At 62.9% G+C, this 25157-nt stretch carries 21 protein-coding genes; 12 read left to right on the top strand and 9 right to left on the bottom strand.

Annotated features, from left to right (window positions below; all coding sequences use genetic code 11):
- Nucleotides 1–371: 371 nt before the first annotated feature.
- Nucleotides 372–1688: an ATP-binding protein gene (locus F6X39_RS34275; RefSeq protein ID WP_187619877.1), complete on the bottom strand. Its 1317-nt coding sequence runs from the start codon at nucleotides 1686–1688 to the stop codon at nucleotides 372–374.
- The gene (locus tag F6X39_RS34270) at nucleotides 1672–2397 is read right to left on the bottom strand and encodes a response regulator (RefSeq protein ID WP_090803560.1); all 726 of its coding nucleotides are present in this window, start codon (nucleotides 2395–2397) and stop codon (nucleotides 1672–1674) included. The genes F6X39_RS34275 and F6X39_RS34270 overlap by 17 nt, the downstream gene beginning before the upstream one ends.
- Before the next feature lie 218 nt (nucleotides 2398–2615).
- On the opposite strand from F6X39_RS34270, the gene F6X39_RS34265 reads away from it, so the two are divergent.
- Nucleotides 2616–3149 (top strand): periplasmic heavy metal sensor, encoded by a 534-nt coding sequence (locus F6X39_RS34265; RefSeq protein WP_187619876.1) that lies wholly within the window; start codon nucleotides 2616–2618, stop codon nucleotides 3147–3149.
- 134 nt (nucleotides 3150–3283) lie between these two features.
- Here the strand turns inward: F6X39_RS34265 and F6X39_RS34260 are convergent, their stop codons facing one another.
- Nucleotides 3284–3994 carry a pirin family protein gene (locus tag F6X39_RS34260; protein ID WP_187619875.1) on the bottom strand — a complete coding sequence of 237 codons (711 nt, stop codon included), beginning with the start codon at nucleotides 3992–3994 and terminating at the stop codon, nucleotides 3284–3286.
- Nucleotides 3995–4588: 594 nt separating this feature from the next.
- Between F6X39_RS34260 and F6X39_RS34255 the strand changes: the two genes are divergently transcribed.
- The 5 genes from F6X39_RS34255 to F6X39_RS34235 all read left to right on the top strand — a co-directional run bounded on the left by F6X39_RS34255 (nucleotide 4589) and on the right by F6X39_RS34235 (nucleotide 9627).
- Nucleotides 4589–5365, top strand: coding sequence for an ABC transporter substrate-binding protein (locus F6X39_RS34255; RefSeq protein ID WP_187619874.1), 777 nt, complete (start codon nucleotides 4589–4591; stop codon nucleotides 5363–5365).
- Between the two features lie 272 nt (nucleotides 5366–5637).
- Nucleotides 5638–6327, top strand: a complete 690-nt coding sequence (locus tag F6X39_RS34250; protein ID WP_184007926.1) for an ABC transporter permease — start codon at nucleotides 5638–5640, stop codon at nucleotides 6325–6327.
- A complete protein-coding gene (locus F6X39_RS34245; protein ID WP_018419774.1) occupies nucleotides 6324–7037 on the top strand; it encodes an ABC transporter permease in 714 nt (237 codons plus the stop codon). Before F6X39_RS34250 ends, F6X39_RS34245 begins: the two co-directional genes overlap by 4 nt.
- A 39-nt stretch (nucleotides 7038–7076) precedes the next feature.
- A complete protein-coding gene (locus tag F6X39_RS34240; protein ID WP_187619873.1) occupies nucleotides 7077–7856 on the top strand; it encodes an ABC transporter ATP-binding protein in 780 nt (259 codons plus the stop codon).
- Nucleotides 7857–8469: 613 nt separating this feature from the next.
- Nucleotides 8470–9627 carry a porin gene (locus tag F6X39_RS34235; protein ID WP_187619872.1) on the top strand — a complete coding sequence of 386 codons (1158 nt, stop codon included), beginning with the start codon at nucleotides 8470–8472 and terminating at the stop codon, nucleotides 9625–9627.
- A 183-nt stretch (nucleotides 9628–9810) separates the two neighbouring features.
- Here F6X39_RS34235 and glnK read toward each other — a convergent pair whose 3' ends face one another.
- Together glnK and F6X39_RS34225 are read right to left on the bottom strand one after the other, a co-directional pair.
- Nucleotides 9811–10149, bottom strand: coding sequence for a P-II family nitrogen regulator (gene glnK / locus F6X39_RS34230; protein ID WP_013088783.1), 339 nt, complete (start codon nucleotides 10147–10149; stop codon nucleotides 9811–9813).
- 102 nt (nucleotides 10150–10251) lie between these two features.
- Nucleotides 10252–11964 (bottom strand): NAD+ synthase, encoded by a 1713-nt coding sequence (locus F6X39_RS34225; protein WP_187619871.1) that lies wholly within the window; start codon nucleotides 11962–11964, stop codon nucleotides 10252–10254.
- 150 nt (nucleotides 11965–12114) lie between these two features.
- Between F6X39_RS34225 and F6X39_RS34220 the strand changes: the two genes are divergently transcribed.
- Together F6X39_RS34220 and F6X39_RS34215 are read left to right on the top strand one after the other, a co-directional pair.
- Nucleotides 12115–13284 carry a GNAT family N-acetyltransferase gene (locus tag F6X39_RS34220; RefSeq protein ID WP_187619870.1) on the top strand — a complete coding sequence of 390 codons (1170 nt, stop codon included), beginning with the start codon at nucleotides 12115–12117 and terminating at the stop codon, nucleotides 13282–13284.
- Between the two features lie 10 nt (nucleotides 13285–13294).
- Nucleotides 13295–13612 (top strand): GIY-YIG nuclease family protein, encoded by a 318-nt coding sequence (locus tag F6X39_RS34215; RefSeq protein ID WP_090803545.1) that lies wholly within the window; start codon nucleotides 13295–13297, stop codon nucleotides 13610–13612.
- A gap of 6 nt (nucleotides 13613–13618) precedes the next feature.
- Here the strand turns inward: F6X39_RS34215 and F6X39_RS34210 are convergent, their stop codons facing one another.
- Both F6X39_RS34210 and ppa read right to left on the bottom strand, forming a co-directional pair.
- Nucleotides 13619–15715 carry an FUSC family protein gene (locus F6X39_RS34210; RefSeq protein WP_187619869.1) on the bottom strand — a complete coding sequence of 699 codons (2097 nt, stop codon included), beginning with the start codon at nucleotides 15713–15715 and terminating at the stop codon, nucleotides 13619–13621.
- Between the two features lie 287 nt (nucleotides 15716–16002).
- Nucleotides 16003–16530, bottom strand: coding sequence for an inorganic diphosphatase (ppa, locus tag F6X39_RS34205; RefSeq protein ID WP_129958864.1), 528 nt, complete (start codon nucleotides 16528–16530; stop codon nucleotides 16003–16005).
- 297 nt (nucleotides 16531–16827) lie between these two features.
- Between ppa and F6X39_RS34200 the strand changes: the two genes are divergently transcribed.
- The 3 genes from F6X39_RS34200 to F6X39_RS34190 all read left to right on the top strand — a co-directional run bounded on the left by F6X39_RS34200 (nucleotide 16828) and on the right by F6X39_RS34190 (nucleotide 20577).
- Complete coding sequence (locus tag F6X39_RS34200; RefSeq protein ID WP_184045688.1) at nucleotides 16828–18267, top strand: aldehyde dehydrogenase family protein; 1440 nt, start codon at nucleotides 16828–16830, stop codon at nucleotides 18265–18267.
- Between the two features lie 91 nt (nucleotides 18268–18358).
- The gene (locus F6X39_RS34195; RefSeq protein WP_090803537.1) at nucleotides 18359–19117 is read left to right on the top strand and encodes an SDR family oxidoreductase; all 759 of its coding nucleotides are present in this window, start codon (nucleotides 18359–18361) and stop codon (nucleotides 19115–19117) included.
- 140 nt (nucleotides 19118–19257) lie between these two features.
- Nucleotides 19258–20577 (top strand): MFS transporter, encoded by a 1320-nt coding sequence (locus F6X39_RS34190; RefSeq protein WP_187619868.1) that lies wholly within the window; start codon nucleotides 19258–19260, stop codon nucleotides 20575–20577.
- Nucleotides 20578–21276: 699 nt separating this feature from the next.
- Here F6X39_RS34190 and F6X39_RS34185 read toward each other — a convergent pair.
- Nucleotides 21277–21897 carry a phosphatase PAP2 family protein gene (locus F6X39_RS34185; RefSeq protein WP_222945404.1) on the bottom strand — a complete coding sequence of 207 codons (621 nt, stop codon included), beginning with the start codon at nucleotides 21895–21897 and terminating at the stop codon, nucleotides 21277–21279.
- A 1016-nt stretch (nucleotides 21898–22913) separates the two neighbouring features.
- On the opposite strand from F6X39_RS34185, the gene F6X39_RS34180 reads away from it, so the two are divergent.
- Entirely contained in the window at nucleotides 22914–23864 is a 951-nt protein-coding gene (locus F6X39_RS34180) for a cupin domain-containing protein (RefSeq protein ID WP_187619878.1), read from the top strand.
- On the opposite strand, the gene F6X39_RS34175 is transcribed toward F6X39_RS34180, so the two are convergent.
- Nucleotides 23855–24817, bottom strand: coding sequence for a LysR family transcriptional regulator (locus F6X39_RS34175; RefSeq protein WP_090803531.1), 963 nt, complete (start codon nucleotides 24815–24817; stop codon nucleotides 23855–23857). The genes F6X39_RS34180 and F6X39_RS34175 overlap by 10 nt on opposite strands.
- Nucleotides 24818–25157: the final 340 nt, after the last annotated feature.

Genomic DNA, 25157 nt, shown 5'->3' with positions numbered 1-25157 from the left:
CGTTTTTTGGAATGCGGGCCTCCACATCCTGCCCAAACTTTTATGTAGAGTTCCGACGACGGGAAACCTTTGCTATCGCGAGCGGGATTCAACACTGCACATAACAACTTTCGGCCGGTAATACCGTAAATGTGCTGCAGCACATTTACGGTATCTGAAACTGGAGGTCGCGCCGGAACTGATTCAGGAGGAAATACTCGCGCGCCTCGGCAAATATACGACGCACTATATTTTCGAGGCGGAATCGGTGACGTGGAATACCGTCGATAGCGAAACGGCGAACGCGTTGAATACGCTGTTTTCGGACTGAGCTCTCGCCGCTCGCGATGCCGACGCCTCGCGCGCGCATCGCGACTCCAACACCCCTGCTTCTACCAAGCGTTTTCCGATGCGGTTGCGACCCGCGGCAGCACGTCGAACGGAAAACTCATCAACACCCGCAAACCGCGGCCGCCATGATTGCCGATTTCCCATTCACCGCCCGCGCGCCGCACGAGCCGCTCGACGATCGCAAGGCCCAGCCCGCTATGGCCGTTGCCGCCTCGGGCCGGATCGAGCCGCACGAACGGCCGGCTCGCGTTGATCAGGTCCTGGGCGGCGATGCCCGTGCCGTTGTCGCTGATTGATAGCGTAAAGCTCTGCGGCGTGCGCGCGGTCGCGATGACCACCGGCGGCGCGCCATACGCATGCGCGTTGTCGATCAGATTCGACAGAATCCGGTCGAGCGTGGCCGCCGGCAGCAGAAATGACGGCCCGGCGTTCAGTTCCGTGTGCACGGTCGGCGCGCTGGTGGCCACCGCCCGATAGCTGCGCACGACACGCTCGCACTGCGCATCCACTTCCACGGGTTCGCTGCGGTCCGCGCCGTCGTGCGCGAACAGCAGGAACTGCTCGACGATATGCGTCATCGAATCGACGTCGCGCACGACGCCGTCGCGCGTCTTCGCGTCGTCCATCATTTCAGCGCGCAGCCGCAGACGCGCGAGCGGCGTCTTCAGGTCATGCGCGACACCGGCAAGCATCACCGCGCGATCGTTCTCGGTGCGCGCGACTTCCTGCACCATCTGATTGAAGCCATGGGTGAGTTGCCGCAACTCGCGCGGCCCGCGCTCGGGCACCGGCGGCACCGGCAGCCCGCGACCGAAGCGCGCCACCGCCTGCGCGAGCAAGCGCAGCGGCCGCTGTAGCGCCCACGCGGCGAACAGCGCCGCCATCACCGCAAACGAGAAAATGATGACGAGCCACAAGACCGTGCGGTCGAGCGAGCGCGGCATGCGCAGCGGCTGCACCGGCACGACGATCCAGTTCTGATCGGTCACGGCGCGCACCCATAGCATGGGCGGAGCGCCGGGCGGACCGACGCGCACCTGGGTGTCGGCCGGCATGCGGTCACGCACGTCCTCGACGAAACGCGCGAGCGGCGGCGGCATGTTCACGCTGGCCGCCGGCACGTCCGGGCTCGCCGGGTCGACCAGCTTCACACGCGACGGCAGCGGTTGATCCGGTGTGCGGGCGACGTGCTGACGCACCGCGTCGACGAGGAAGGTCGCTTCCTCGACCGCGTAGCGCGTTTGCAGTTGCGAACGTTCGAGTCGCATCAGCGCATACCACGCGAAATGCGACAGCAACAGCACCGCGACGACGAGCAGCGCGAGCCGCCCGAACAGCGAATCAATGGGCCGACGCATGCTGCTCGCCGTCCGGCACGAACACGTAACCGCGGCCGCGCACGGTCTGGATGAAGCGCGGCGTGGATGGATCGGTTTCGAGAATGCGACGCAGGCGCCACACCTGCACGTCGATGCCGCGGTCGGTGCCGTCGTACTCGGGACCGTGCAGCAGTTCCAGCAGGCGCTCGCGCGTGAGCGTGCGCATGGGGTGATTGACGAAAATCTTCAGCAGCGCGAACTCGCTGCCCGACAGCGCGAGCGGCTTGTCTTCGAGATGCAGCGTGCGCGACTGGAAATCCAGCGTGAAGCGACCGAAGCTGAACGGCTCGCGCTGCTCGGGCGCGGCCGCCGACGGCAGCGTGCGGCGACGCCGCAGCACCGCCTGCACGCGCGCGAGCAGTTCGCGCGGATTGAACGGTTTGCCGAGGTAATCGTCCGCGCCGAGTTCGAGCCCGACGATACGATCGACGTCGTCCGCACGCGCGGTCAGCATGATGACGGGGATATCGTCGCCCGACGCACGCAGCTTGCGCAGCGCGGTGAGGCCGTCCACGCCGGGCATCATCAGGTCCAGCACGATGAGGTCGGGGCGCTCGCGCTCGAGGCGCCGTTCGAGCGAGCCCGCGTCGTGCAGCACCGAAACTTCGATGCCCTGACGGGCGAGATAGTCGCGCAACAGATCGCGCAGTTCGACGTCGTCGTCGACGACCAGGATTTGAGTAGCCATGGAATGAAGTTTAACGCGCAGCTAAAAGGGATTTCGTTTTCCAAACGGTCTGAAGGGTTACCGGGTGTTACGGTGAAAGCCACACGTAATTGCTGGTAATAGCGGCGTCCGGGCGCGTAACACAGCGGCGCACCCGGTTCTCTACGCTGTGCCTTACCGAGTGCAGGCAGTCCAAAGACCGGTTGCTTCGTCGGCTATTCCATTACAAGGAGCCTCATATGTCCACCAAAAAGATGTCGCGCGTTCTCGCCGTTGCTGCCACCGCTCTCGCCATCGGCGCGGGCGCCGCTTACGCCGCCCAACCCGCCGAGCAGGCGCACGGCGGGCCCGGCGGCTGGCATGGCCACTTCATGAAGGAACTGACCCGACTCCACGACCAGCTGAAGCTGAACGCGGATCAGGAAAAGCTGTGGCAAAACGCGCTCGATACGATGAAGCAGAACCGCGAAGCGATGCGCGCCAACCACAAGCAGGTTCAAGACCAGTTCAAGGCCGCACAGCAACAGCCGATCCTCGATCTGAACGCGATGGCCGCGACGCATCAGCAGATCGAGCAGAAGGACGCGCAACTGCGTCAGCAAACCACCGACGCGTGGCTGAAGTTCTATAACGGCCTGAACGACCAGCAGAAGACCACCGTCAGCACGGCGCTGAAGCAGCGCTTCGCGCGGATGGAGCAACGTCACGAGAAGATGCGCGAGCGCTGGGAGCATCACAAGGGCGCCGCGTCGGCGCCGGCCGCCAATCAATAAGCGGCGCATTCGCGAGGCGGACCAGGGAGGGCGCCTCGCTAATAGAAAAACGCCACGGAAGAGGTTTTCCGTGGCGTTGCTGTTTGGCGCTGCTCGCTGCTCGATCGGCGGCCCGCGCGAATCAACCGCTTGAATCAGCCGTTCAACTGACCCAGATCGAACAGCAGCACTTCCGCGTCGTCGCCCTTTTCCAGCGTCACCGTGTCGACGTCGCTGAGCTTCGCGGCATCGCCCGCCTCGAGCACCGCGCCGTTCACGCTCAGCGTGCCGCGCGCGACGTGCAGATAGCCGAGGCGCCCCGCCGGCAGCGCGAACGTCGCGTGTTCGGCGCCGTCGAACAGTCCCGCGTAGATCGACGCGTCCGCATGGATCGTCACCGAGCCGTCACGGCCGTCGGGCGACGCGATCACGCGCAGGCGGCCGCGCTTGCTGTCGGCGTCGAAGCGCTTTTCCTCGTAGCCGGGCTGGTCGCCCGCGCGGCGCGGGATGATCCAGATCTGCAGCAAGTGCGCGAGTTCGTCGCGCGACGCGTTGAACTCGCTATGCTGCACGCCGGTGCCCGCGCTCATGCGCTGCACGTCGCCGGGACGGATCGTCGAGCCATTGCCCATGCTGTCGCGATGCGCGAGCGCGCCTTCGAGCACATACGTGACGATCTCCATGTCGCGATGCCCGTGCGCGCCGAAACCCTGACCGCCGGCGATGCGGTCTTCGTTGATCACGCGTAGCGGCCCGAAGTGCACGTGCTCGGGGTCGCGGTAATCGGCAAACGAGAAGCTGTGATACGAGTCGAGCCAGCCGTGGTTGGCGTGACCGCGTTCTGCGGAGCGGCGAATCTCGATCATGGAAAGTCTCCCGGTAAGTAGTCAATCGGAGCGATGTTGGGAATGTAGGGGTTGCGCCCCCCCATAACAATCGTGCGCAACCGCACCGCAGCGTTCCATCGCTGCATGCAATCGCGCGACCGGCGAGCCCATCGCGCGGAAAGCCCGGCGCCCGGATGCCCGGCGCCCGGCAGCCCGGCGCCCGCAAAACCGCACCGGCGTCGCGCACGCACAACGCGTTGCACGGCGTCTTGCCGCTCGATGCCGCGCTGCGCTGGCAGCTTGCCGCTCTTCGGGTAAAATACCGCGCTTTTCAAGCCGCGTGGACGTCCCGCGGGACGTGCAGGCCGCGCCGGCAAGCCTCGGCGGCCGGGCCGCAACCGGTGCGCGACGGGCTTCGACTCGGCACCAAACCGTGCGAGCCACGCCGGATAAGCACCGAACGCGCCGGACCGGCGCGCCACGTCGGACGAACCGCCCGCGCAAGGACGACCAGAGCGCGGCGGCAATCCCTGCGGCACGGCAATTTTGACCGCCTAGAATAGCGACCGTCGGCCCTCGGCCGGTGCTCGTCGAGTCGTGTCATTACGACGATCAGTTTGATTCAGGAGAAACATGAAGAAGTTCGCACTGTGCGTGGCTCTGGCAGTCATGGCCACCGGCGCGATGGCGAAAGAATGGAAAACGGTGCGCATCGGGGTCGACGCCAGTTATCCGCCATTCGAATCGAAGGCGCCTGATGGCGACATCGTCGGTTTCGATGCCGATCTGACCCGCGCGCTGTGCGCGAAGATGAACGTGAAGTGCGTGTGGGTCGCGCAGGATCTCGATGGAATAATCCCGGCGCTGAAAGCTCGCAAGTTCGACGCGATCATTTCCTCGCTGAGCGTCACCGACAAGCGCCGCGAGCAGATCGACTTCTCCGACAGGATGTTCGACGCGCCGGCCCGCATGATTGCGAAAACCGGTTCGCCGCTTCTGCCCACCCCTGAATCGCTGAAAGGCAAGCACGTCGGCGTCGAGCAGGGTTCGACGCAGGAACAGTACGCGAAGGCCTGGTGGGAGCCGAAGGGCGTGCTCGTCGTGTCGTACCAGAATCAGGACCAGGTGTACGCGGATCTCGCGTCGGGGCGCCTCGACGCCGCGCTGCAGGACGAAGTGCAGGCCGACGCCGGCTTTCTGAAGACGCCGCGCGGCAAAGGGTTCTCCTGGGCCGGTCCGGAAGTGAAGGATCCGCAGACGATCGGCGAAGGCACCGCGATCGGTCTGCGCAAGGGCGATGCCGAACTGAAGGCGAAGTTCAATCAGGCGCTCGCCGAGGTTCATCAGGACGGCACGTTCAAGAGGCTCGAAAAGCAGTACTTCGATTTCGACATTTATCCTGGCCGTTGAGCGAAACAGGCAGGATACTGCGTGGTAAGCCGGCTCGTGCCGGTGGCAGTGAAAGCGGCAACGAAGGTGGCGACACCAGGCAGTAGATTCAAAACAATCCGAGACGAAAGTCCCACAAGCGCGCTGCAGGAGCACCAACGTTTCTGCAGCATGATTTGCACAGCGGCACGCTGTGCGCCGCGGATCACGGCGAGCCAGGCGCTCGTCCCCGACGCGGCGCTACGCGGACCGCGTCTTTCGCGGTGCGCGTAGCGCATCGTCGTGGACTACCTATGTTCCTTCAAGGCTACGGCCCGCTGCTTCTCAGCGGCACCTGGCAAACCGTCAAGCTGGCGGTGTTCTCGCTCGCGCTCGCGTTCGTGCTCGGCCTGCTCGGCGCGGCGGCGAAATTGTCGAAGAACCGTCTGTCGAACGGCATCGGCACGGTGTATACGACGCTCGTGCGCGGCGTGCCCGATCTCGTGCTGATGCTGCTGCTGTTCTATAGCATCCAGATCTGGCTGAACAACCTGACCGACGCGCTCGGCTGGGAGCAGATCGACATCGACCCGTTCGTGGCCGGCGTCGCGGTGCTCGGCTTCATCTACGGCGCGTACTTCACCGAGACGTTCCGCGGCGCGTTTATCGCGGTGCCGCGCGGCCAGCTCGAAGCGGGCGCCGCCTACGGCATGACGAGCTGGCAGGTGTTCTCGCGCGTGATGTTCCCGCAAATGATGCGCTTCGCGCTTCCGGGCATCGGCAATAACTGGCAGGTGATGGTCAAGGCGACCGCGCTCGTGTCGATCATCGGTCTTGCCGACGTCGTCAAGGCCTCGCAGGACGCCGGCAAGGGTACCTTGCGGTTCTTCTTCTTTACCCTGCTCGCGGGGGCGATCTATCTCGTCATCACCACCGTGTCGAACTTCGTGCTGATGTACCTCGAAAAGCGTTACTCGACCGGCGTGCGAAAGGCGGATCTATGATCGAGATCATTCAGCAATACTGGCGCAACTATCTGTTCACCGACGGCTATCGCTTCACCGGCGTCGCAATCACGTTGTGGCTGCTGGTCGTGTCGATCGGCCTCGGCTTCTGCCTGTCGGTGCCGCTCGCGGTCGCGCGCGTGTCGAAGAAGAAATGGCTCGCGGGCCTCGTGTGGCTCTATACGTATATCTTCCGCGGCACGCCGCTCTACGTGCAGCTGCTGCTGTGCTACACGGGTCTCTACAGCCTCGAGATCATCCGCAACAACGAGCTGACCAACGCGTTCTTCCGCGACGGCATGCACTGCACGCTGCTCGCGTTCACGCTGAATACCTGCGCGTACACGACCGAAATCTTCGCGGGCGCGATCAAGGCGACGCCCTACGGCGAGATCGAAGCGGCTCGCGCGTACGGCATGTCGTCGTTCACGCTGTACCGGCGCGTAATTCTGCCGTCGGCGCTGCGCCGCGCACTGCCTTACTACAGCAACGAAGTGATCCTGATGCTGCACGCGACCACCGTCGCGTTCACGGCCACGGTGCCGGACATCCTGAAGATCGCGCGCGACGTGAACTCCGCGACGTACCAGTCGTTCAATGCGTTCGGCATCGCCGCGCTGCTGTATCTGTGTATTTCTTTCGCGCTCGTGTGGCTGTTCCGCCGCGCCGAGCGTCGCTGGCTCGCTTACCTGCGGCCGCAAGGCAAGTAACTGCGCGTCCCTGGACAAGCAAGCTCGTTAAGGATCCTGATGAACTCCAAGAAGCAGAAGCTCTTCGTCGACGAGCTTCACAAAAAGTACGGCGACAACGAAGTCCTCAAGGGCGTGTCGCTGAAAGCCAATGCCGGCGACGTGATCAGCGTGATCGGTTCGTCCGGTTCGGGCAAGAGCACGATGCTCCGCTGCATCAATTTTCTCGAACAGCCGAACGCGGGGCGCATTTTCGTCGACGGTGAGGAAGTGCGCACGCAGACCGCCAAGGACGGCGGGTTGCGCGTGTCGGACCCGAAGCAGTTGCAGCGTGTGCGCACCAGGCTTTCGATGGTGTTCCAGCACTTCAACCTGTGGTCGCACATGAACGTGCTCGAGAACATCATCGAGGCGCCGGTGCATGTGCTCGGTCTGAAGCGCAAGGAAGCCGAGGACCGCGCGCGCGAATATCTGGAGAAGGTCGGGCTCGCGCCGCGTCTCGAGAAACAGTATCCGTCGCATCTGTCGGGCGGCCAGCAGCAGCGTGTCGCGATCGCGCGGGCGCTGGCAATGCACCCCGACGTGATGCTGTTCGACGAGCCGACCTCCGCACTCGACCCGGAGCTCGTCGGCGAAGTGCTGAAGGTAATGCAGAAGCTCGCCGAGGAGGGCCGCACGATGATCGTCGTCACGCACGAAATGGGCTTCGCGCGCAACGTGTCGAACCACGTGATGTTTCTGCACCAGGGCCGCGTCGAGGAAGAAGGCCATCCCGACGAAGTGTTCAGGAACACGAAGAGCGAACGTCTGAAGCAATTCCTGTCGGGCAGTCTCAAGTAATAAAATTACTCGCGACTTATGATGCGAATGGCATCGAAAATGTAGTCAATGTAGTTTTACAAGGCGCTTACGAGCGCCTTTTTCGTTTCTACCATGTCCTTCCGCCCGGCCATTCGAACGACGAAAAAGCGCCGAAAATCCCAAAAAACGGGCCATTCAGGCCGAGTTTTCGCCCTAACCTGCCACTTTTGACTCGTCAATAGTGGCAATCCTTAATACGACCCCTTCCAAGCCGCGATTCCCTTGCCGGACAAGGCTTTGCGCCTTTTCCCGAGGAACTCCTTCGGGTCCCAGCCCACATTCGTATTGCAATTTGGCGACACCCCTTGTGGACGGTACGAATTTCTTCTTCCAGTTAAAGTTATTTTTGATAAATTGGTAACCAAAGTAGCAAAACAAAGTTGATTAAAAGTAGTTTCACTTCAAAACACAGAGGAGAACCGGTCGGCGTGGGATCGGCATGATGCAAAGATAGCTCGACGCTACATGTCATGACAGGAGAATCCCTATCCACCCGCCACTCTCCCTGGTACCGCTTTCTGTTCGGTGCTTATCGCGTCCGAACACCACTCGCAGTACTGGGTTTCTTTTTTGACAGGGTATGGAGGAGAACATGAAGAAAGCTTTGCTCGTCGCTGCGCTGATGTCGGCCGGCGTTGTTGCACACGCTCAGAGTAGCGTCACGCTGTATGGCCGTTTGGATGCAGGTCTCGAGTACATGTCGGGCGTCCCGACCGGCGCTAACGCCAACGGCGCGGCCAACACCAGCTCGAACCGCTTCAAGGCGGAAAGCGGCGACTGGGGCACCAGCCTGTGGGGCATGAAGGGTGTCGAGGACATCGGCGCCGGCAACAAGATCCTGTTCCAGTTGGAAGGCTCGTTCAACACGATGACGGGCGCAGGTCCCGGCGGCGGCGGTCTCTTCAATCGCTGGGCAACGGTCGGTATTTCGAACAACCAGTACGGTACGTTCACGATGGGCCGCATGCTCTTCATCTCGAACGGCGTGTGGGACTTCGACCCGTTCGGTCAGTCGAACTGGTCGTCGGCATCGCTGGTGCGTGGCCGCAACTGGCCGCAGTCGAGCAACAACTTCGCGTACCAGTCGCCGAAGATCGCAGGCTTTGACTTCTACGGTCAGTACGCGCTGTCGAACGCGACGAGCTGGAACGGTAACGGCTCGACGCCGCAAGGTCGCGAAGCTGGCGCGCAGATCACCTACACCAGCTCGCTGTTCCAGATCCGCGGTCTGTACGACGAAATCCGCAACCCGACGACCGGTGGATTGTGGGGTGGCCCGGTTGCCAACAACGGCATCAATACAAATAACACGAGCAACGGCGTATTCGCTGCATCGCGCGAGTACTCCGCTCTGCTGAACGTGTTCCTCGGCCAGTTCAAGATTCAGGCTGCTTACCAGGCAGTCCGTTCGGCAGGCGCAACGGGGGTTCTGCCCGGTCAGCCGACCACGCTCGATCACGAATGGGGCGGTGTGACGTGGCAGGCAACGCCGGCTGCAGCGCTGATCGCGGCGGTCTACCACGTGAACGGCAACAACGGCGCGGGCAATGCGACGATCTACACGATCGGCGGTTCGTACAACCTGTCGAAGCGCACGCTGCTCGACCTGCAGGCAGCGACGGTGCGCAACAGCCGCAATGCTAACTTCGGTCTGAACGCGAACAATGCGGGCTTCGCCGCTGCAACGGACAACCCGCTGCAAGGCCGCCAGCAAAGCGGCGTGTACGCAGGTATCCAGCACTCGTTCTAATCGAACGGTGCGCCCCGAGGGTCATCCCTCGGGGTGTAACACGAATTTCTTCGAGAGAATCTTTTTCACGCTGCTGCGAGAGGCGCGTATCGGTGCAATATCCGCAAGGGTATTGCACCGTTTTTTATTCGGCGCACGGTTTTTGCCGTTGCGCGCACCGGGCCGGTGCGTGATTGCGTCGGCTTATACCGCTGCTTCGTTCTCTTCGCCGGTACGGATACGGATGACGCGCTCGACGTCCGCGACGAAGATCTTGCCGTCGCCGATCTTGCCGGTACGCGCCGCGCCGATGATCGCGTCGATGACCTGATCGCACTGGCTGTCCGCGACCACGACTTCGATCTTCACTTTCGGCAGAAAGTCGACCACGTATTCCGCACCACGATAGAGCTCGGTATGCCCTTTCTGGCGGCCGAACCCCTTGACTTCGGTAACGGTCAGGCCGGTGAGGCCGACTTCCGCGAGGGCCTCGCGCACTTCGTCGAGTTTGAACGGTTTGATGACTGCGGTGATGCGCTTCATGGCGAACCTCGTCTCTTGATGGGAAGAGTGGAAAGGAAAAGGATGATTTTTATTCTACGCCGCGCCGGATGCATTGCGGCATCCGCGCACGGGTGTCGTCTTTCACTCCACCGGTTCGGTGTAGCGCGACGTGATCGGATAACGCCAGTCGCGGCCGAACGCGCGATGCGTGACGCGAATGCCGATCGGCGCCTGACGGCGCTTGTACTCGTTGATCTTGATCAGGCGCGTGACGCGCTTCACGTCGTCGACCTGATAACCCGCCGCGATGATCTCCGCGAGCGAACGGTCCTCCTCCATATACATGCGCATGATCGCGTCGAGTACTTCGTATTCGGGCAGGCTGTCCTGGTCGGTCTGGTTCTCGCGCAGCTCAGCGGACGGCGCGCGCGTCAGAATCCGCTCGGGAATCACGTCGCGCGTCGCAAACGTGGTGGCCGCGTTGCGATAGCGGCACAGCCGGTACACGAGCGTCTTCGCGATGTCCTTGATCACCGCGAAGCCGCCGGCCATGTCGCCGTACAGCGTGCAATAGCCGACCGCCATCTCGCTCTTGTTGCCGGTGGTCAGCACGATCGAGCCGAACTTGTTCGACAGCGCCATCAGCAGCGTGCCGCGAATGCGCGCCTGAATGTTCTCTTCGGTCGCATCTTCGGCGCGGCCCGCGAACTCCTCGGCAAGCGAGCCGCGGAACGCGTCGAACATCGGCGCGATTGCGATCTCGTCGTAGCGCACGCCGACGCGGCGCGCCATCTCGGCGGCGTCGCTGGTCGAGATATCGGCCGTGTAGCGCGACGGCATCATCACCGCGCGCACCTTGTCGGCGCCGAGCGCATCGCATGCAACGGCCAGCACGAGCGCCGAATCGACACCGCCCGACAGGCCGATCAAAGCACCAGGAAAACCGTTCTTGCCGATGTAGTCGCGCACGCCCATCACGAGCGCCGCGTAGACCTGCGCTTCGATCGACTGCTCCGGCGCGATCGCGGCCGGCAGCGGCGTGCCAGCGTCGAACTCCACGACAGCCGTGGCTTCCTCGAACTGCGCGAGCTTCGCGACGAGTTCGCCCCGCGCGTCGAGCACGAACGAACCGCCATCGAACACGAGCTCGTCCTGGCCGCCGACCATGTTCACGTAGACCATCGGAATACCGGTTTCGCGAATGCGCGCGCGCAGGATGTCGAAGCGCACCGCTTCCTTGTTCAGGTGGTACGGCGAGCCGTTCGGAATCAGCAGCACCTGCGCTCCCGCGGCCTTTGCCATCTGCGCGGCCGACGCATGCCACGCGTCCTCGCAGATCACGACACCGTACTTGACGCCTGCGAGTTCGAACACGAACGGCTGCGGGTCGGAGGCGAAGTAGCGTTTTTCGTCGAACACTTCGGTGTTCGGCAGATCCTGCTTGCGATAGGTGCCCTTCACTTCGCCGTCGACGATCAGCGACGCCGCATTAAACGTATCGACTGGCGGCACGCCGCGCTCGATCGGCGCGTTTGCATTACCATGGCCGTTCGCCGGGCGGTGCGCGAGGTTGTCCGACCCGTCGCGCAGCGGATGGCCGACGATCACATGCAGACCGGTGAACGGCTTCAACTGTGCGGCGAGATCGGCCAACGCGGCCGCGCTCGCGGTGTAGAACGCGGGGCGCAGCAGCAGGTCTTCGGGTGGATAACCCGACAGCGCGAGTTCAGGCGCGACCAGCAGCTTCGCACCATCGCTGTGCGCGGCGCGCGCGGCGGCGACGATCTTCGCGACGTTGCCGGCGAAGTCGCCGACGGTGACATTGATTTGAGCAAGAGCGATTCGGGTCTTCATGGCAGGATCGACAGGCAAGCCTTCACGGCTCGCGGTACCGCGGCTCGATGGCTCGACGGGATTGAACAAACCGGATAAACGAACTCAACGAACGACGTGGCAGCTTCAGTTTCAGAGCGCCGCGCCGGTCATTGCATACAGTCACTCAGATTGAACCAGCAACGTATCGATTATCGCACGGGCATTCTGGCATCGCCCTCCGAGGTGGACGCCGCCGAGTGGAACGCCCTCCTCGCCGCGCAGCCGCAGCCCACGCCGTTTTTGCGGCACGAGTTTCTGAGCGCGCTCAACGCGACGCAATGCGCGGTTCCCCACACCGGTTGGGCGCCGCAATTCGTCACGCTGACCGACGCGCGCACGGGCATGCTCGCGGCGGCGGCGCCCGTCTATCTGAAGGGACACTCGTACGGCGAGTACGTGTTCGACTGGGCCTGGGCCGACGCGTACAAGCGCAACGGCCTGCCCTATTACCCGAAGCTGCTGTGCGCGGTGCCCTTCACGCCGGTACAGGGCAACCGGCTGCTGTCGGCGAACGAGCATGCGTTGCGCCATCTCGCGGCCACCTTGATGGCGTTCGCCGAGCAGGCCGAGGTGTCGTCGCTGCATGTGCTGTTTCCGACGCAGAGCGAAGCGGACGCGCTCACCGATATCGGCATGATGCAGCGCGAAGGCGTGCAGTTTCACTGGCTCAACGATGGCTATCGCGACTTCGAAGACTTTCTGTCGACGCTCGAACAGAAGAAGCGCAAGAACATCCGCGCCGAACGGCGCAAGGTGCACGAGGCCGGCATCACGATGCGAAGGATCCGCGGCGCAGACATCGCGGATGCCGATTGGCGCTTCTTCAGCAAGTGCTATCGGCAAACCTATCGCGAGCATTTTTCGAGTCCTTATCTGAACCTCGATTTCTTCCGGATGATCGGCGCGTCGATGCCGGAGAATCTGCTGCTCGTGATCGCCGAATATGAAGGCAAGCCGATCGCGAGCTCGCTCGTCGTCTATCAGCGCGACGAGAAAACCGGCGGCACCTTGTATGGCCGCTACTGGGGCGCGCTCGAACACGTGCCGTGCCTGCACTTCGAAACCGCGTACTATCAGCCGCTCGAATTCTGCATCGAAGAAAAGCTCGGCGCATTCGAAGGCGGCGCGCAGGGCGAGCACAAGATGGCGCGCGGCTTTCTGCCCACGGTCACGCGCTCGACGCATTGGCTCGCGCATCCGGCGTTCGCCGATGCGGTCGGCCATTTTCTCGATAACGAAAAAAACAGCATCCACGCTTACGTGGACGAGCTGCGCGAACACAATCCGTTCAAAGGCTAGAAGCGCGGTTATGGCGTGGTTTCTCTATCTGCTCGAATGCTCGGACGGCAGCGTCTATACCGGCATCGCGACCGATGTCGCTGCTCGCTTCGACAAACATCTGAGCGGCACGGGCGCGCGTTATACGCGCTCGCGCAAGCCGGTGCGGGTGCTGGCGTCGTTCGAGCTGGCGGACCGGTCGAGCGCGTCGAGCGCCGAGTATTGGGTCAAGCGGCTCACGGCGGCCGATAAACGGGCGCTGGCGGCCGGGGTGTTCACGCTGCAGTCGGTGTTGCCGGTGGCAGCGGTGAATGACGTCGCGGAAGACGGCGAGCGTTCCGACGGCTGAGTCGTGCTACCCCCTCGCCTCCCGCATCCTCTCCGTCAACAGCCGATGCACCCGCGCCAGCTCGCCCACCACATCTGCTTCCAGCGACGTCAACTGCTCGCGAGCGGGTAACTCGAGCCGCACCGGCCGTAACGTGCGATTCAGCGCGGCCTCGATCGCCGCGCTAATCGCCTCGACCCATTCGTCGAGTTCGCTATGCATGTCGCGACGGTTCGCGGTGAGGCGCAACTGCGTCGCGGTGCCGGCCATCCGTCGCAGCAGGCTCAGCACCGTCAGCGTGACCGTATCGGCCATCGAGTCCTCGAGCTTTTCGAGCCGCACGCGGCCAATCGCTTCTTCCGCGTTGTTGCTGGTGAGGCCCGCGGCGCGGCGCAATTGCTCGATCTCCTTGCCGCCATGCCGAGGCGCGTCGAGCGACGCGCGCAGATACGCGAGATTCGCGCGCACCGCGTCGCCGAGATAGACGCGCACATCGAGCTTCTCGCGCGTCGGCCATAGAAGGAACGTCGCGAGCAGCGCGAGCACGCAGCCGAGCACGTTGTTGCCGAGCCGCGTCAGCGCGAACGCCAGCTCGTTGGCGCCCGGCGTCGCGAAGTCGGCGACCAGCACGAAGGTCGGCGTCAGGAACAGCACGAACAGGCTGTAACTGACGGGGCGCAGCGCCATCGTCGCCATCACCAGCGGGAACACCGCGAGCGAGATGCCGAGCGGCGAATGAATCGCATAGCCGATCGCCGCCGCGAGCACGCCGCCGACGATACTGCCCGTCGCGCGTTCGATGCTGCGCGGCCAGGTCGCGGCGATCGACGGCTGCAGGATCAGCAGCGTGGCCATCGTGGCCCAATAGCCGAACGGCAGACCGAGCGCGCGAATCACGACGAAGCCCGCCGTCGTCGTCACGCCGACACGCGCCGCATGACGCAAGCCGACCGACTGCCACGACAGATTGGCCTTCAGCGTCGACCACGCGCGCTCCGTATAACGCGCGATGCACGCGCTCCACGGCTCGACGTGCACCTCACGCGGCGCGAAATCGACGAGCTCGAAACCGGATTGCAGCTTCACCGGTTCGAGCAACGCGCTTTCGAGCCGATGCGCGAGACGCCGCAGACGCGCCTGCGGGTCCGCGAGACGTTCCCAGCGCGCGTCGCCGGTCGCGCTGCCGATGTCGCTGAGCACTTCGCCGATCGCATTGAGCGAGCGCACCGCGCGTTGCGTGCGGCGCGGATCGTCGGGCACTTTCGCGCCCGCGCCCGACACCGCGATCAGATACGCGAACAACGCTTCGCCATCGGTCAGCAAGCCGAGCAACGTGTCGTAGACGGCCGCGCCGCCCGCTTTCGAGGCGGGCACGTTCGCGAGCGCATCGCGCGAACGTTCGAGCGACGCGCGCGCATCGGCGCGAAAGCGCGCGGCATGCGTGGCCCATTCGCGCGGCGCGGCACGTCCGCCGACAAGCCGCGCGCTATCGAACGCGACATCGGCGAGGCGCAGATACACCGCGCGCAACGACGCGCGGCTCGCGCCGAATGGATGAATGCGCCACACCGTCAAGCTCAGCACGATCGCGAACAGGCAGCCGACCAGATAGACGCCGAGAAACGCGACACCCGCGCGCGCGTCGTGCATCGGCCGATCGACCATCACGACGCAGGTGGTCGCCGCGAGGATCGTCACCTGCGACGTGGCCGCGCCCCAGATGCGGCCGAACGCGCCGAGCGTCGTGAACGCGAGCACCGCGAGCGCGGCCCACGCGGCACCCGAGGCGGACGCGAACGCGGTCATGCCGCCGCACAGCGTCGACAGCAGCGCGAAGCTCATCATCGACATGAAGCGCGCGCGGTTCGAGCCGGCGGCATCGGCGAGGCAGGTCCAGAACGCGCCGATCGCGGCCCACGCGAACACCGGATCGTGCAGCAGGTTGCCGAGCGCGAGCATCGCCGTCGACGCGCACGCCGCCCTCAAGCCCTCCGACAGATTCGCCTCGCTCGCCGCGAACGACACCATCCAGACCGGCCGCTTGCGATAGATCGCGGTGACGACCGAATGCAGCCGGGTCGACCAGCGCGGCGATGTCGAGTGGGACTTGCTGCGGTTCATCATCCGGACCGTGATTCTTGAAGTGATGGAAACGCGCGTAGATGCCTGGAATTCGCGCGCGAGGTCGTGCGGCGAATGATAAGGGTTTACACCTAAATATAAAAATGCGTTCCGTTCATCGGAGCGATGCGTTCAGGTTATGCGCGCGAGACGAAGCGTGCGAGACGAAGATCGCGGCATCTTTGCACGGTAGTCGAATGCCGCGCAAATCAGATGAAAAAACCGCGCGGTCCTTGCGGACTCGCGCGGTTTTCGTACTGCATGCAGCAAGCGGATGAACCGCGGCGCGCTTACTTCTTGTAGTTCGCCACGCCTTCGCTGATTTCCTTGTGGGCAGCATCGACGTCGGCCCAGCCTTCGACCTTGACCCACTTGCCTTTTTCGAGCGCCTTGTATTGCTCGAAGAAGTGCTTGATCTGGTCCTTCAGGTAAGCCGGCACGTCGTCGACCGACTTCAGGTTCGCCGTCATCGGGCAGATCTTGTCGTGCGGCACGGCGATCAGCTTCGCGTCGACACCGGACTCATCGGTCATCTGCAGCATGCCGAGCGCGCGGGCACGCACGACCGAGCCTGCCAGCAGCGGGAACGGCGTGATCACCAGCACGTCGACCGGGTCGCCGTCGCCCGACAGCGTCTGCGGAATGAAGCCGTAGTTGGCCGGATAGCGCATGCCGGTGCCGATGAAACGGTCGACGACGAGCAGGCCCAGGTCCTTGTCGGCTTCGTACTTCACCGGGTCGCTTTGCGCCGGGATTTCGATGATGACATTGAAATCGTGCGGAAGGTCTTTGCCTGCGGGAACGTGATTGAAGCTCATGAGCGCTCTCTGAAGGGGATGGAAATCGGAAGGCGGCGAACGGCGCGCGAGCTGCGGATGCGGTGCGAACTGTGTGCGAACCGCGAACGTCGGGCACTGAAACCCTCTCGCCCCGAACGACGGGGCCGCGCACCGGACCGTACGGAATGCGCCATTATAGCCAATCGGCAGGTGGCATCCGCGCTCGGATCGGCGCGATAATCGTCTGGCGAGTCTCGCTTCGCGTCTCTACCGTTTTGTGTCTCCCCTTCGAACCCGCGCCGCCGCACGCCGGCCGCACGTCATCAAGGAGCATGCATGGAAGAAGCACGACATTTCATCGGCGGCGAGTGGTGCGCCGCTTCCGGCGGCGAATCGATCGCCGTACTCGATCCCTCGGACGGCCAGCCGTTCACGCGCATCGCGCGCGGCACCGAGGCCGACATCGACACCGCCGTGCACGCCGCGCGCGCAGCGTTCGACGGCACATGGGGCGCGCTGAGCGCCGCCGAGCGCGGCCGCGTGCTGTACCGGCTGTCGCTGCTGGTGGCAGCGCGCCAGGAAGACCTTGCACGGCTCGAAGCGCGCGACACCGGCAAACCGCTCAAGCAGGCGCGCGCCGACGCCGCCGCCCTGACCCGCTACTTCGAGTTCTACGCCGGCGCGGCCGACAAGCTGCACGGCGAAACCCTGCCCTACCAATCCGGCTACACGGTGCTGACGATCCGCGAGCCGCACGGCGTGACCGGCCACATCGTGCCGTGGAATTACCCGATGCAGATCTTCGGGCGCAGCGTCGGCGCGGCGCTCGCGACCGGCAATGCCTGCGTCGTCAAACCGGCCGAGGACGCGTGCCTTTCCGTGCTGAGGGTCGCAGAGCTCGCCGCCGAGGCCGGCTTGCCGGCCGGTGCGCTGAACATCGTGACCGGCTATGGGCACGAAGCGGGCGCCGCGCTCGCGCGTCATCCGGGCATCGATCACATCTCCTTCACGGGCTCGCCCGAAACCGGCAAGCTCGTCACGCAGATGGCCGCGGAAAACCACGTGCCGGTCACGCTCGAACTCGGCGGCAAGTCGCCGCAAATCGTGTTCGCCGACGCCGATCTCGACGCCGCGCTGCCGGTGCTGATCTCCGCGATCGTGCAGAACGCCGGGCAAACCTGCTCGGCGGGCAGTCGCGTGCTGATCGAGCAGGCGATTTACGAGCCGCTGCTCGACAGACTCAGCAGCGCCTTTCAGGCGTTGCGCGTCGGGCCGTCGAATGCCGACCTCGACTGCGGACCGCTGATCAGCGCGAAACAGCAGCAACGCGTATGGGACTTTCTGTCGGACGCGCAACACGACGGCATCGCGATGGCCGCGCACGGCGAGGTGATTCCCGAAGCGCCTGAAAGCGGCTTCTATCAGGCCCCGACCTTGCTGCGCGACGTGCCCGCGAGCCACCGCCTCGCGCGCGACGAAGTGTTCGGTCCGGTGCTCGCCGCGATGTCGTTCCGCGACGAAGCCGAAGCGCTCGCGCTCGCGAACGGCACGCAGTTCGGGCTCGTCGCCGGCATCTGGACACGCGATGGCGCGCGCCAGATGCGCCTCGCCCGACGCGTGCGCTCGGGCCAGGTGTTCATCAACAACTATGGCGCGGGCGGCGGCGTCGAATTGCCGTTCGGCGGCGTCAAGCATTCGGGACATGGCCGCGAGAAAGGCTTCGAGGCGCTGTATGGCTTTACGGTGCTGAAGACGATCGCGATCCGGCACGGCTAGCGGGTGCCGTAGGGCTCGCTCGCGATCGGCGCGAGCAGCACGTTACACGCAACGACGCATCGCTCTATCCATCACAAACAACGGAGACATCATGCGGTTGACAGGTAAAACGGCCATCGTCACGGGCGGCGGTTCGGGTTTCGGCGAAGGCATCGCAAAGACCTTTGCGCGCGAAGGCGCGAACGTCGTGGTCAACGACCTCAACGGGCCGGCCGCCGAACGCGTCGCGAGTGAGATCGCGATTGCGGGCGGCAAGGCGATCGCCGTACCCGGCAACGTCGCGCAACGCGACGACTGGCGCACGCTGCGCGAGGCCGCGCTGGAAGACTTCGGCAGCGTGCAGATCGTCGTCAACAACGCGGGCACCACGCATCGCAACAAGCCGGTACTCGAAGTGACCGAGGCCGAGTTCGACCGCGTCTATGCGGTGAACGTGAAGAGCATCTACTGGAGCGTGCAGGAGTTCGTGCCGTATTTTCGCGAGCAAGGCGGCGGCAGCTTCATCAATATCGCGTCGACGGCGGGCGTGCGGCCGCGGCCCGGGCTCGTCTGGTACAACGGCAGCAAGGGCGCGGTGATCGTCGCTAGCAAGTCGCTCGCCGTTGAGCTGGGGCCGGAGCGGATTCGCGTGAACTGCGTGAATCCGGTGATCGGTGAGACCGCGCTGTTGTCCGAGTTCATGGGGGTCGAGGATACGCCGCAGAACCGGCAGAAGTTCCTGGCAGGGATTCCTCTCGGGCGGTTTTCGACGCCGCAGGATATTGCGAATGCGGCGCTGTATCTGGCTTCGGATGAGGCGGAGTTTATTACCGGCGTGTGCCTCGAAGTGGATGGGGGGCGCTGCGTGTAGCGGTAGGTGAAGCGCTGCGCACGCACTGCGTGCGCAGTCAGTGTTTTCCCCCAATATCGATTCGTCCTGCAAAAGACCTGGCGCGGATAGAATCGTTCGGCGGCGGCACTTCAATTCCATAAAAAAGAGGAGACATAGTCATGGCTAGTCCTGCAGATCCGCTCCACCATCCCGGCGCTGGCGCGCCGCCTTCGACGTTCGAAGAGGCGACTTATCGCAAGGTTACCTGGCGGCTCGCGCCGCTATTGATGCTCTGCTACATCGTTGCCTATCTGGACCGCGTGAACGTCGGCTTCGCGAAGCTGGGGATGAGCACCGATCTTGGCTTGAGCGATGCGGTGTATGGCTTCGGCGCGGGGATTTTCTTCATCGGCTATTTCATCTTCGAAGTGCCGAGCAACGTGATCCTGCATAAGGTCGGCGCGCGTGTCTGGATCGCGCGGATCATGATTTCGTGGGGCGTGATATCCATGCTGACGATGTTAGTCACCACGCCGACGATGTTTTATGTGATGCGCTTTTTGCTTGGACTTGCTGAGGCGGGGTTCTTTCCTGGGATTATTTTGTATCTCACCTACTGGTATCCGGCGCATCGGCGTGGACGGATGACGACCTGGTTTATGACGGCGATTGCGTTGTCGGGGGTGATTGGTGGGCCGGTGTCTGGGTACATCCTGAAGAACTTCAACGGCGTGAACGGGTGGCACGGGTGGCAGTGGCTGTTTCTGCTCGAGGGGGTTCCGTCGGTGCTGGTTGGGATCATCGTGTTCGTGATGCTCGATGATCGGATTTCGAAGGCTAAGTGGCTGACCCGGGAAGAGCAGCAGTTGCTTGAGAGTCAGGTGTCGGCTGAGGAAGCGACCAAGCACGATATGCCGATTCGGCAGGTACTCACTAGCGGGCGGGTGTTGATGTTGAGCCTCACCTACTTCTCGTTTGTGATGGGGCTTTATGGGGTGAGCTTCTGGTTGCCGACGATTATCAAATCGACCGGCGTTACCGATGCGTTTTTGATTGGGCTGCTATCGGCGGTGCCGTTTGCGGCGGCTGTTGTGGCGATGGTGTTTGTGGCGCGGAGTGCGGATCGGTCGAGGGAACGGAGATGGCATATTGCGTTGCCGGCGTTTCTTGGTGCTGTGGGGCTCGTGCTTTCCGTCGTTTGGGCGCATAACACCCTGCTTGCCATGGCTGGGTTGACGCTGGCTACCATGGGCATCCTCACTACACTGCCGTTGTTTTGGAGTTTGCCTACGGCGATTCTGGCAGGCACCGGCGCCGCTGCCGGGATTGCGATGATTAATTCGATTGGCAACCTTGCCGGTTTCCTTAGTCCTTATGCTGTGGGCTGGTTGAAGGAGGTTACCGCGGCGAACGATTCGGGGATGTATATGTTGGCGGCGTTCATGGTGCTGGGCGGTTTGCTTGCTATTAGTGTGCCGGCGAGGATGGTTAATAAGTGAGTGGAGTCGCTGCTGAATGTTGCAGAAAGAGTGATTGCCCGCCTTCGCGGAATGCCACCGACGAGGTCGGGTTGATATGACCTTAGTGAAGCAGACGCAAAATCAGTCGGTGTCAAATTGGCGGGCGAGCTTCGCTCGACTTACTTCAAAAGCGTCCCCCCAGTGTTGGGCGCGTTGGCATTTGGAGCAATGACTCGGGTTAGTGCCTCGCGCGTGAGCTCCCAACCGAAAGCTATAGCCGTACACGAGCAGCCGCACCTGTGGTGATCGGCCAACAATCAATCTTCCGTAACCAGCTCGGACACTCAGGCTTCCACTGCACCCAGGAAGCAGCCATTAAATCTGAGGGATGGCGGTCGCTTCTCATCGGCCATACCCGACGTTCGGCTGTCGGGGTTTGTGAGGCCGCTCCAAGTCGCATTTCCGACATTTGCATATCGGAGTTGGCGAATGTCGCACTCGCTGCGAGCGAATGCGTACTGTCGACCCCTTTCGGTCCTTCGACGCAACGTTGTGAAATCGTCAGGTTTTGGAGGGCGGATTCAAACGGCCATTCCATCGCGATGACGGTTCGCGATGCTGGATACGGGTGGTTGCGAGCAACTCTCCGCGTCGAACTTACGGAGCGTTGTTCAAACGAGGTCAGGACGTCGCCGCGCCGCCACCTGCACACCAGTCACGTCCGTTTCGCAACCAGATCTAGAACCGCTTCGCGAAGCCGACCGTAAAACCGTGCGGGAGAATCTGCACGAACAGGGGTGTCTGCCACGTCGTGCTCAAGTATCCTACCGCCGTGCCCAGCGCCCAACCGGCGAGGACGTCGGTCTGCCAATGCGCCTGGCTTTTCACGCGTGCGATCGAATCATAGAGCGGCAACACCTCGAGTGCCCAAACCCACGGATCACGCCGACCATAGTTGACGATGAACGGCGTTACGAAACTCGCCTGAAGGGTGACTTCACCACTGGGAAAACTCTTTCCGCCGCTGAACCATTGGTTCGGTCCCTGGCCAGCGCTGGGCCGCTGGCGACCGAACGCATACTTCATGCCTTGGGCAGCGACCGCCGATATCGCCGTAGCGTCGGCCGTTTGCCAGAATGTATGGCCCAGTTCGTTGTCGTTCCCAAGCCACAGAGCCCCACCCGCCGTCGTGGCTATCACGGCGTATTCAAGTGCTAGCTGAACATTGCGGTTCCATATGCCGCTCTGATCCAGCGCGACTTCATGATCGATCCCGCCGGCATATGCGCCCGAAAAAGTGAACGCCGTGATTGCGGCGGCTCCGCACCGTCTCCCTGTCACCCTGATTCCAGCAGTCATCGATCTCATTTTCGCCCTCGCGCAGCAGTGTGGCGAAAGGTTCGCGTAACTAGCTTTCTGCAGTTACCTTAAGACGCAACGTGAACGACGATCGCGGCCCGCACGATGATCGCCATGGATCATGGTGGCGACGATTGAAGGCCACTTCAGTCCGCCCCGGATCTATTCAAACCTTCCGATGCTTCAATTGGCGCCTCGATGCGTAACCGCCCGCAGGAGGAGCTGCCGTCAGCGTACCAACGCGACGGGATGCGCAGCATGTGCTCGAATACGGTGAAACCCATGTTGCACAAGATCGTACTAGACCGATCTGAAGGAAACGTTAAGACCCGAAACGTTTCCAATGCTTAGGGAGCTAAGCCATGTCACGTCAGCATCGAATTGATCGTGCCGGGCATATTCTCGCGATGGAACCAGAGGCGGCTTGAAAGGTCCTGTTAGCGCGGCACTTAACAACATGTCGAACCAATGTCGTCGGGCCCGGATCTCTGGTTTACCCAGGCCTGTGGCTGCCTGGGAAATCCCTAAATCCATGAACAGGACGGCCTGCCAGCATGAGTGCTTACGCCGCCAGACCGGCCTCAAGAGAAATGGCTGGTGTTGAAATGGATACGCATCCTCTACCGCTGCTGGCAGACTGGGACACGATACGACGAAAGCGTCTATCTAAACGCATTGAGGAAGCGAGGCTCGTCCCTTCTTGCAAACCTCATGCTTCCCCTTCTAAAAGCTTGACGGACCGCCTCGGTACGATTTCGGCCCGTCAACACAACCTCGTTGAACATTGCCTCCTGGCCAAACCTTGGCCGACGATGAACTGCCTAGCGGCCCGGCACGAACAACCCGCCGCGCCTCGAAACCGTCGTGGCACGGTGTTCCTTTTGCGCAAAGGTGATTTCGATGTCCGGCACTTCCGGCGCCAACGCCCCGCGCCTAAAGTCAGGTCAGCCTTCGGATGCGGATCCTCACAAATGGAACCGCGCGAAGCCCCCTCAAAACTCAAAAGGAGCAAAACCATGCTGACCAGGACATCCCCCGCGCTTCTCACCAAACCGAATGTCGCCACGGAAGACGCGCAATACTTCGAATACACTTCGTCCGCCAATCCGATTGGTGCGAAGCTCATCTCGCGTGTGCCGTTCTGCAGCTTCTCGCCTTCGCTTTATGCAGACGGCGCAACCCGAGTCGTGCCGCTTGACCTGTCTGCGGAGTTGGGCTGCCCGGGTCCCGCGACCGGTCCGGGCTTGAGCGCCAACTTCCTGCGCATCAATGCGGGCGACGCGTTGACACTCGATCCCAATGCGACCTCGCAGGTCTGCTACGTCATTAGCGGAGCGGGTAGCGTGCAGCAGTCCGAAACGAGCTTCCCCTTTTCGATGGGCGATTTCTTCACGCTCCCAGGCGGCCATGCCACGGTGCTGTCCGCTGCTGCGACGGCCACGCTCTATTACGTCAATGACGCACCACTGCTCACCTATCTTGGTACCACCGGGGTACATGCGCGCTTTGCGCCGACACGCTATCCGGCCGCCGAGGCGCAGGCAGCACTGCGCGCGGTCGCGGAACAAGCGAACGCGGGTCGTCGCAACCGCATCAGCGTACTAATGGGCAACACCAACTTTCCGCAGACGCGCACGGTCACGCATGTGTTGTGGGCAATGTTCGGCATTGTGCCGCCCAACTCGGTGCAGAAGCCGCACCGGCACCAGTCGATTGCACTCGACTTCATCGCCGGCGGCAAGCCGGGTGTCTATACGCTGGTCGGAACGGAACTGGACAGGGATGGCAATATCGTGAACCCGACCCGCGTCGATTGGAAAACGGGAATGGCATTCGTCACGCCGCCGGGACACTGGCATGCGCATTTCAACGAAACGAACGAAAACGCCTATGTGATTCCGATCCAGGATGCAGGCTTGCAGACTTACCTGCGCACGCTAGACATTCGCTTCGCCCATCAAGGCTGACGCTCCAGTGCGAGTCCGTCGTCCCAGTACGGCGGCTCGCCGAACGCCTCGGCATAGAAATCCACGAAGGCGCGCACCTTCGACGAGACGATCTTCTTCGGTGGGTAGACCGCCCAAACCGCGGGTTCGGCTCGTCCGGTGCGTGCTTCCCATTCCGGTAGCACGTGCTGCAAGCGTCCTCCGCGCAGGGCCGTAGAGGCGAGCCATGTCGGCAGGAGCGCCACGCCACAACCGGCCACGGCGAGCGCGAGCACGGCTTCGGAGTCGTCAGCGCGCAAGCGCCCCTGCAACTCCACCAGCACCTGTTCCTGTTCTTGCGACGCCCGCGCGTCCGCGGTGACCAGCGTGAAATACCATTTGTCGTCCGGGACCAGGGACACGCGAAGCGCATCGCGCGCGGCCAGATCGCCAGGCACACGCGGTGTGCCGCTACGCGCGAAATACGCCGGGCTGCCACAGACGATACGACGATGCGGTGCCAGGCGCCTCGCCATCAATGACGAATCGGGCAGCACGCCGGTACGGATCGCCACATCAATGCCCGCATCGATCATGTTGAGCGTTTCGTCCGTAGAGACGATGTCGAGGTCGATATCAGGATAGCGCGCCATGAAGGCCGGCAGATGCGGCACGATGTGCAGGCGGCCGAATGCCGGTGGCATTGTCACGCGCAGCACGCCTTGTGGCGTGCGATTTAACGACGACGTCACTTCGCGCGCGTCATCGAGTGCTTGCAACGCTAACAAGGCGTGTTCACGAAACAGCCGGCCGCCTTCTGTCAGGACGAGGCCACGCGTCGACCGGTTGAATAGGGCGATGCCCAGATCTCTTTCGAGTTCGCTTACGTAGCGGGAGACAGTCGAGGTCTTGACTGACAGTGCATTGGCCGTCTTGCTGAAGCTCTGCAGTTCCGCTGCGCAAACGAAGGCCCGTACTGCGGCGAAGTAGTCCATGGACTGTCTGACGTGGATGGGATTACCTGGCTTTTGCCGAGACCGGTAGTGTACTGCCCCGGCGCGGCCAGCGTGATGAGGAGTCGATCACATCGTGAAAGCTACCGCGTTTAGATGCAAGGTCCGCTTCATGAGAACCGCGGTCGTTTGTTGCAGGTCCGCGAGTGTCGCTCGTTCCCCGGCTGCAGCCCGGCAGCGATTGGCGGCACGCGACGGCGGATTCAACCGGTCGATGCAACACAATGAACGTCGCATGAGCGGCGGGAGTGTTGCAAATGAAACAGAGGCGCCGGATCTATTACAGCGAAAGCCAGAAGGCATTGATGTGGGAACGCTGGCG

Origin of the sequence: Paraburkholderia sp. UCT2 (assembly GCF_014397665.1) — a bacterium.
Classification (GTDB): Bacteria; Pseudomonadota; Gammaproteobacteria; order Burkholderiales; family Burkholderiaceae; genus Paraburkholderia; species Paraburkholderia tuberum.
This window is presented reverse-complemented; position numbering and strand designations above follow the sequence as displayed.

Coding starts and splice junctions, on each gene's coding strand:
- F6X39_RS34275 (WP_187619877.1), bottom strand. CDS start 1,688: ATGCGTCGGCCCATTGATTCGCTGTTCGGGCGGCTCGCGCTGCTCGTC.
- F6X39_RS34270 (WP_090803560.1), bottom strand. CDS start 2,397: ATGGCTACTCAAATCCTGGTCGTCGACGACGACGTCGAACTGCGCGAT.
- F6X39_RS34265 (WP_187619876.1), top strand. CDS start 2,616: ATGTCCACCAAAAAGATGTCGCGCGTTCTCGCCGTTGCTGCCACCGCT.
- F6X39_RS34260 (WP_187619875.1), bottom strand. CDS start 3,994: ATGATCGAGATTCGCCGCTCCGCAGAACGCGGTCACGCCAACCACGGC.
- F6X39_RS34255 (WP_187619874.1), top strand. CDS start 4,589: ATGAAGAAGTTCGCACTGTGCGTGGCTCTGGCAGTCATGGCCACCGGC.
- F6X39_RS34250 (WP_184007926.1), top strand. CDS start 5,638: ATGTTCCTTCAAGGCTACGGCCCGCTGCTTCTCAGCGGCACCTGGCAA.
- F6X39_RS34245 (WP_018419774.1), top strand. CDS start 6,324: ATGATCGAGATCATTCAGCAATACTGGCGCAACTATCTGTTCACCGAC.
- F6X39_RS34240 (WP_187619873.1), top strand. CDS start 7,077: ATGAACTCCAAGAAGCAGAAGCTCTTCGTCGACGAGCTTCACAAAAAG.
- F6X39_RS34235 (WP_187619872.1), top strand. CDS start 8,470: ATGAAGAAAGCTTTGCTCGTCGCTGCGCTGATGTCGGCCGGCGTTGTT.
- glnK (WP_013088783.1), bottom strand. CDS start 10,149: ATGAAGCGCATCACCGCAGTCATCAAACCGTTCAAACTCGACGAAGTG.
- F6X39_RS34225 (WP_187619871.1), bottom strand. CDS start 11,964: ATGAAGACCCGAATCGCTCTTGCTCAAATCAATGTCACCGTCGGCGAC.
- F6X39_RS34215 (WP_090803545.1), top strand. CDS start 13,295: ATGGCGTGGTTTCTCTATCTGCTCGAATGCTCGGACGGCAGCGTCTAT.
- F6X39_RS34210 (WP_187619869.1), bottom strand. CDS start 15,715: ATGATGAACCGCAGCAAGTCCCACTCGACATCGCCGCGCTGGTCGACC.
- ppa (WP_129958864.1), bottom strand. CDS start 16,530: ATGAGCTTCAATCACGTTCCCGCAGGCAAAGACCTTCCGCACGATTTC.
- F6X39_RS34200 (WP_184045688.1), top strand. CDS start 16,828: ATGGAAGAAGCACGACATTTCATCGGCGGCGAGTGGTGCGCCGCTTCC.
- F6X39_RS34195 (WP_090803537.1), top strand. CDS start 18,359: ATGCGGTTGACAGGTAAAACGGCCATCGTCACGGGCGGCGGTTCGGGT.
- F6X39_RS34190 (WP_187619868.1), top strand. CDS start 19,258: ATGGCTAGTCCTGCAGATCCGCTCCACCATCCCGGCGCTGGCGCGCCG.
- F6X39_RS34185 (WP_222945404.1), bottom strand. CDS start 21,897: ATGACTGCTGGAATCAGGGTGACAGGGAGACGGTGCGGAGCCGCCGCA.
- F6X39_RS34180 (WP_187619878.1), top strand. CDS start 22,914: ATGCTGACCAGGACATCCCCCGCGCTTCTCACCAAACCGAATGTCGCC.
- F6X39_RS34175 (WP_090803531.1), bottom strand. CDS start 24,817: ATGGACTACTTCGCCGCAGTACGGGCCTTCGTTTGCGCAGCGGAACTG.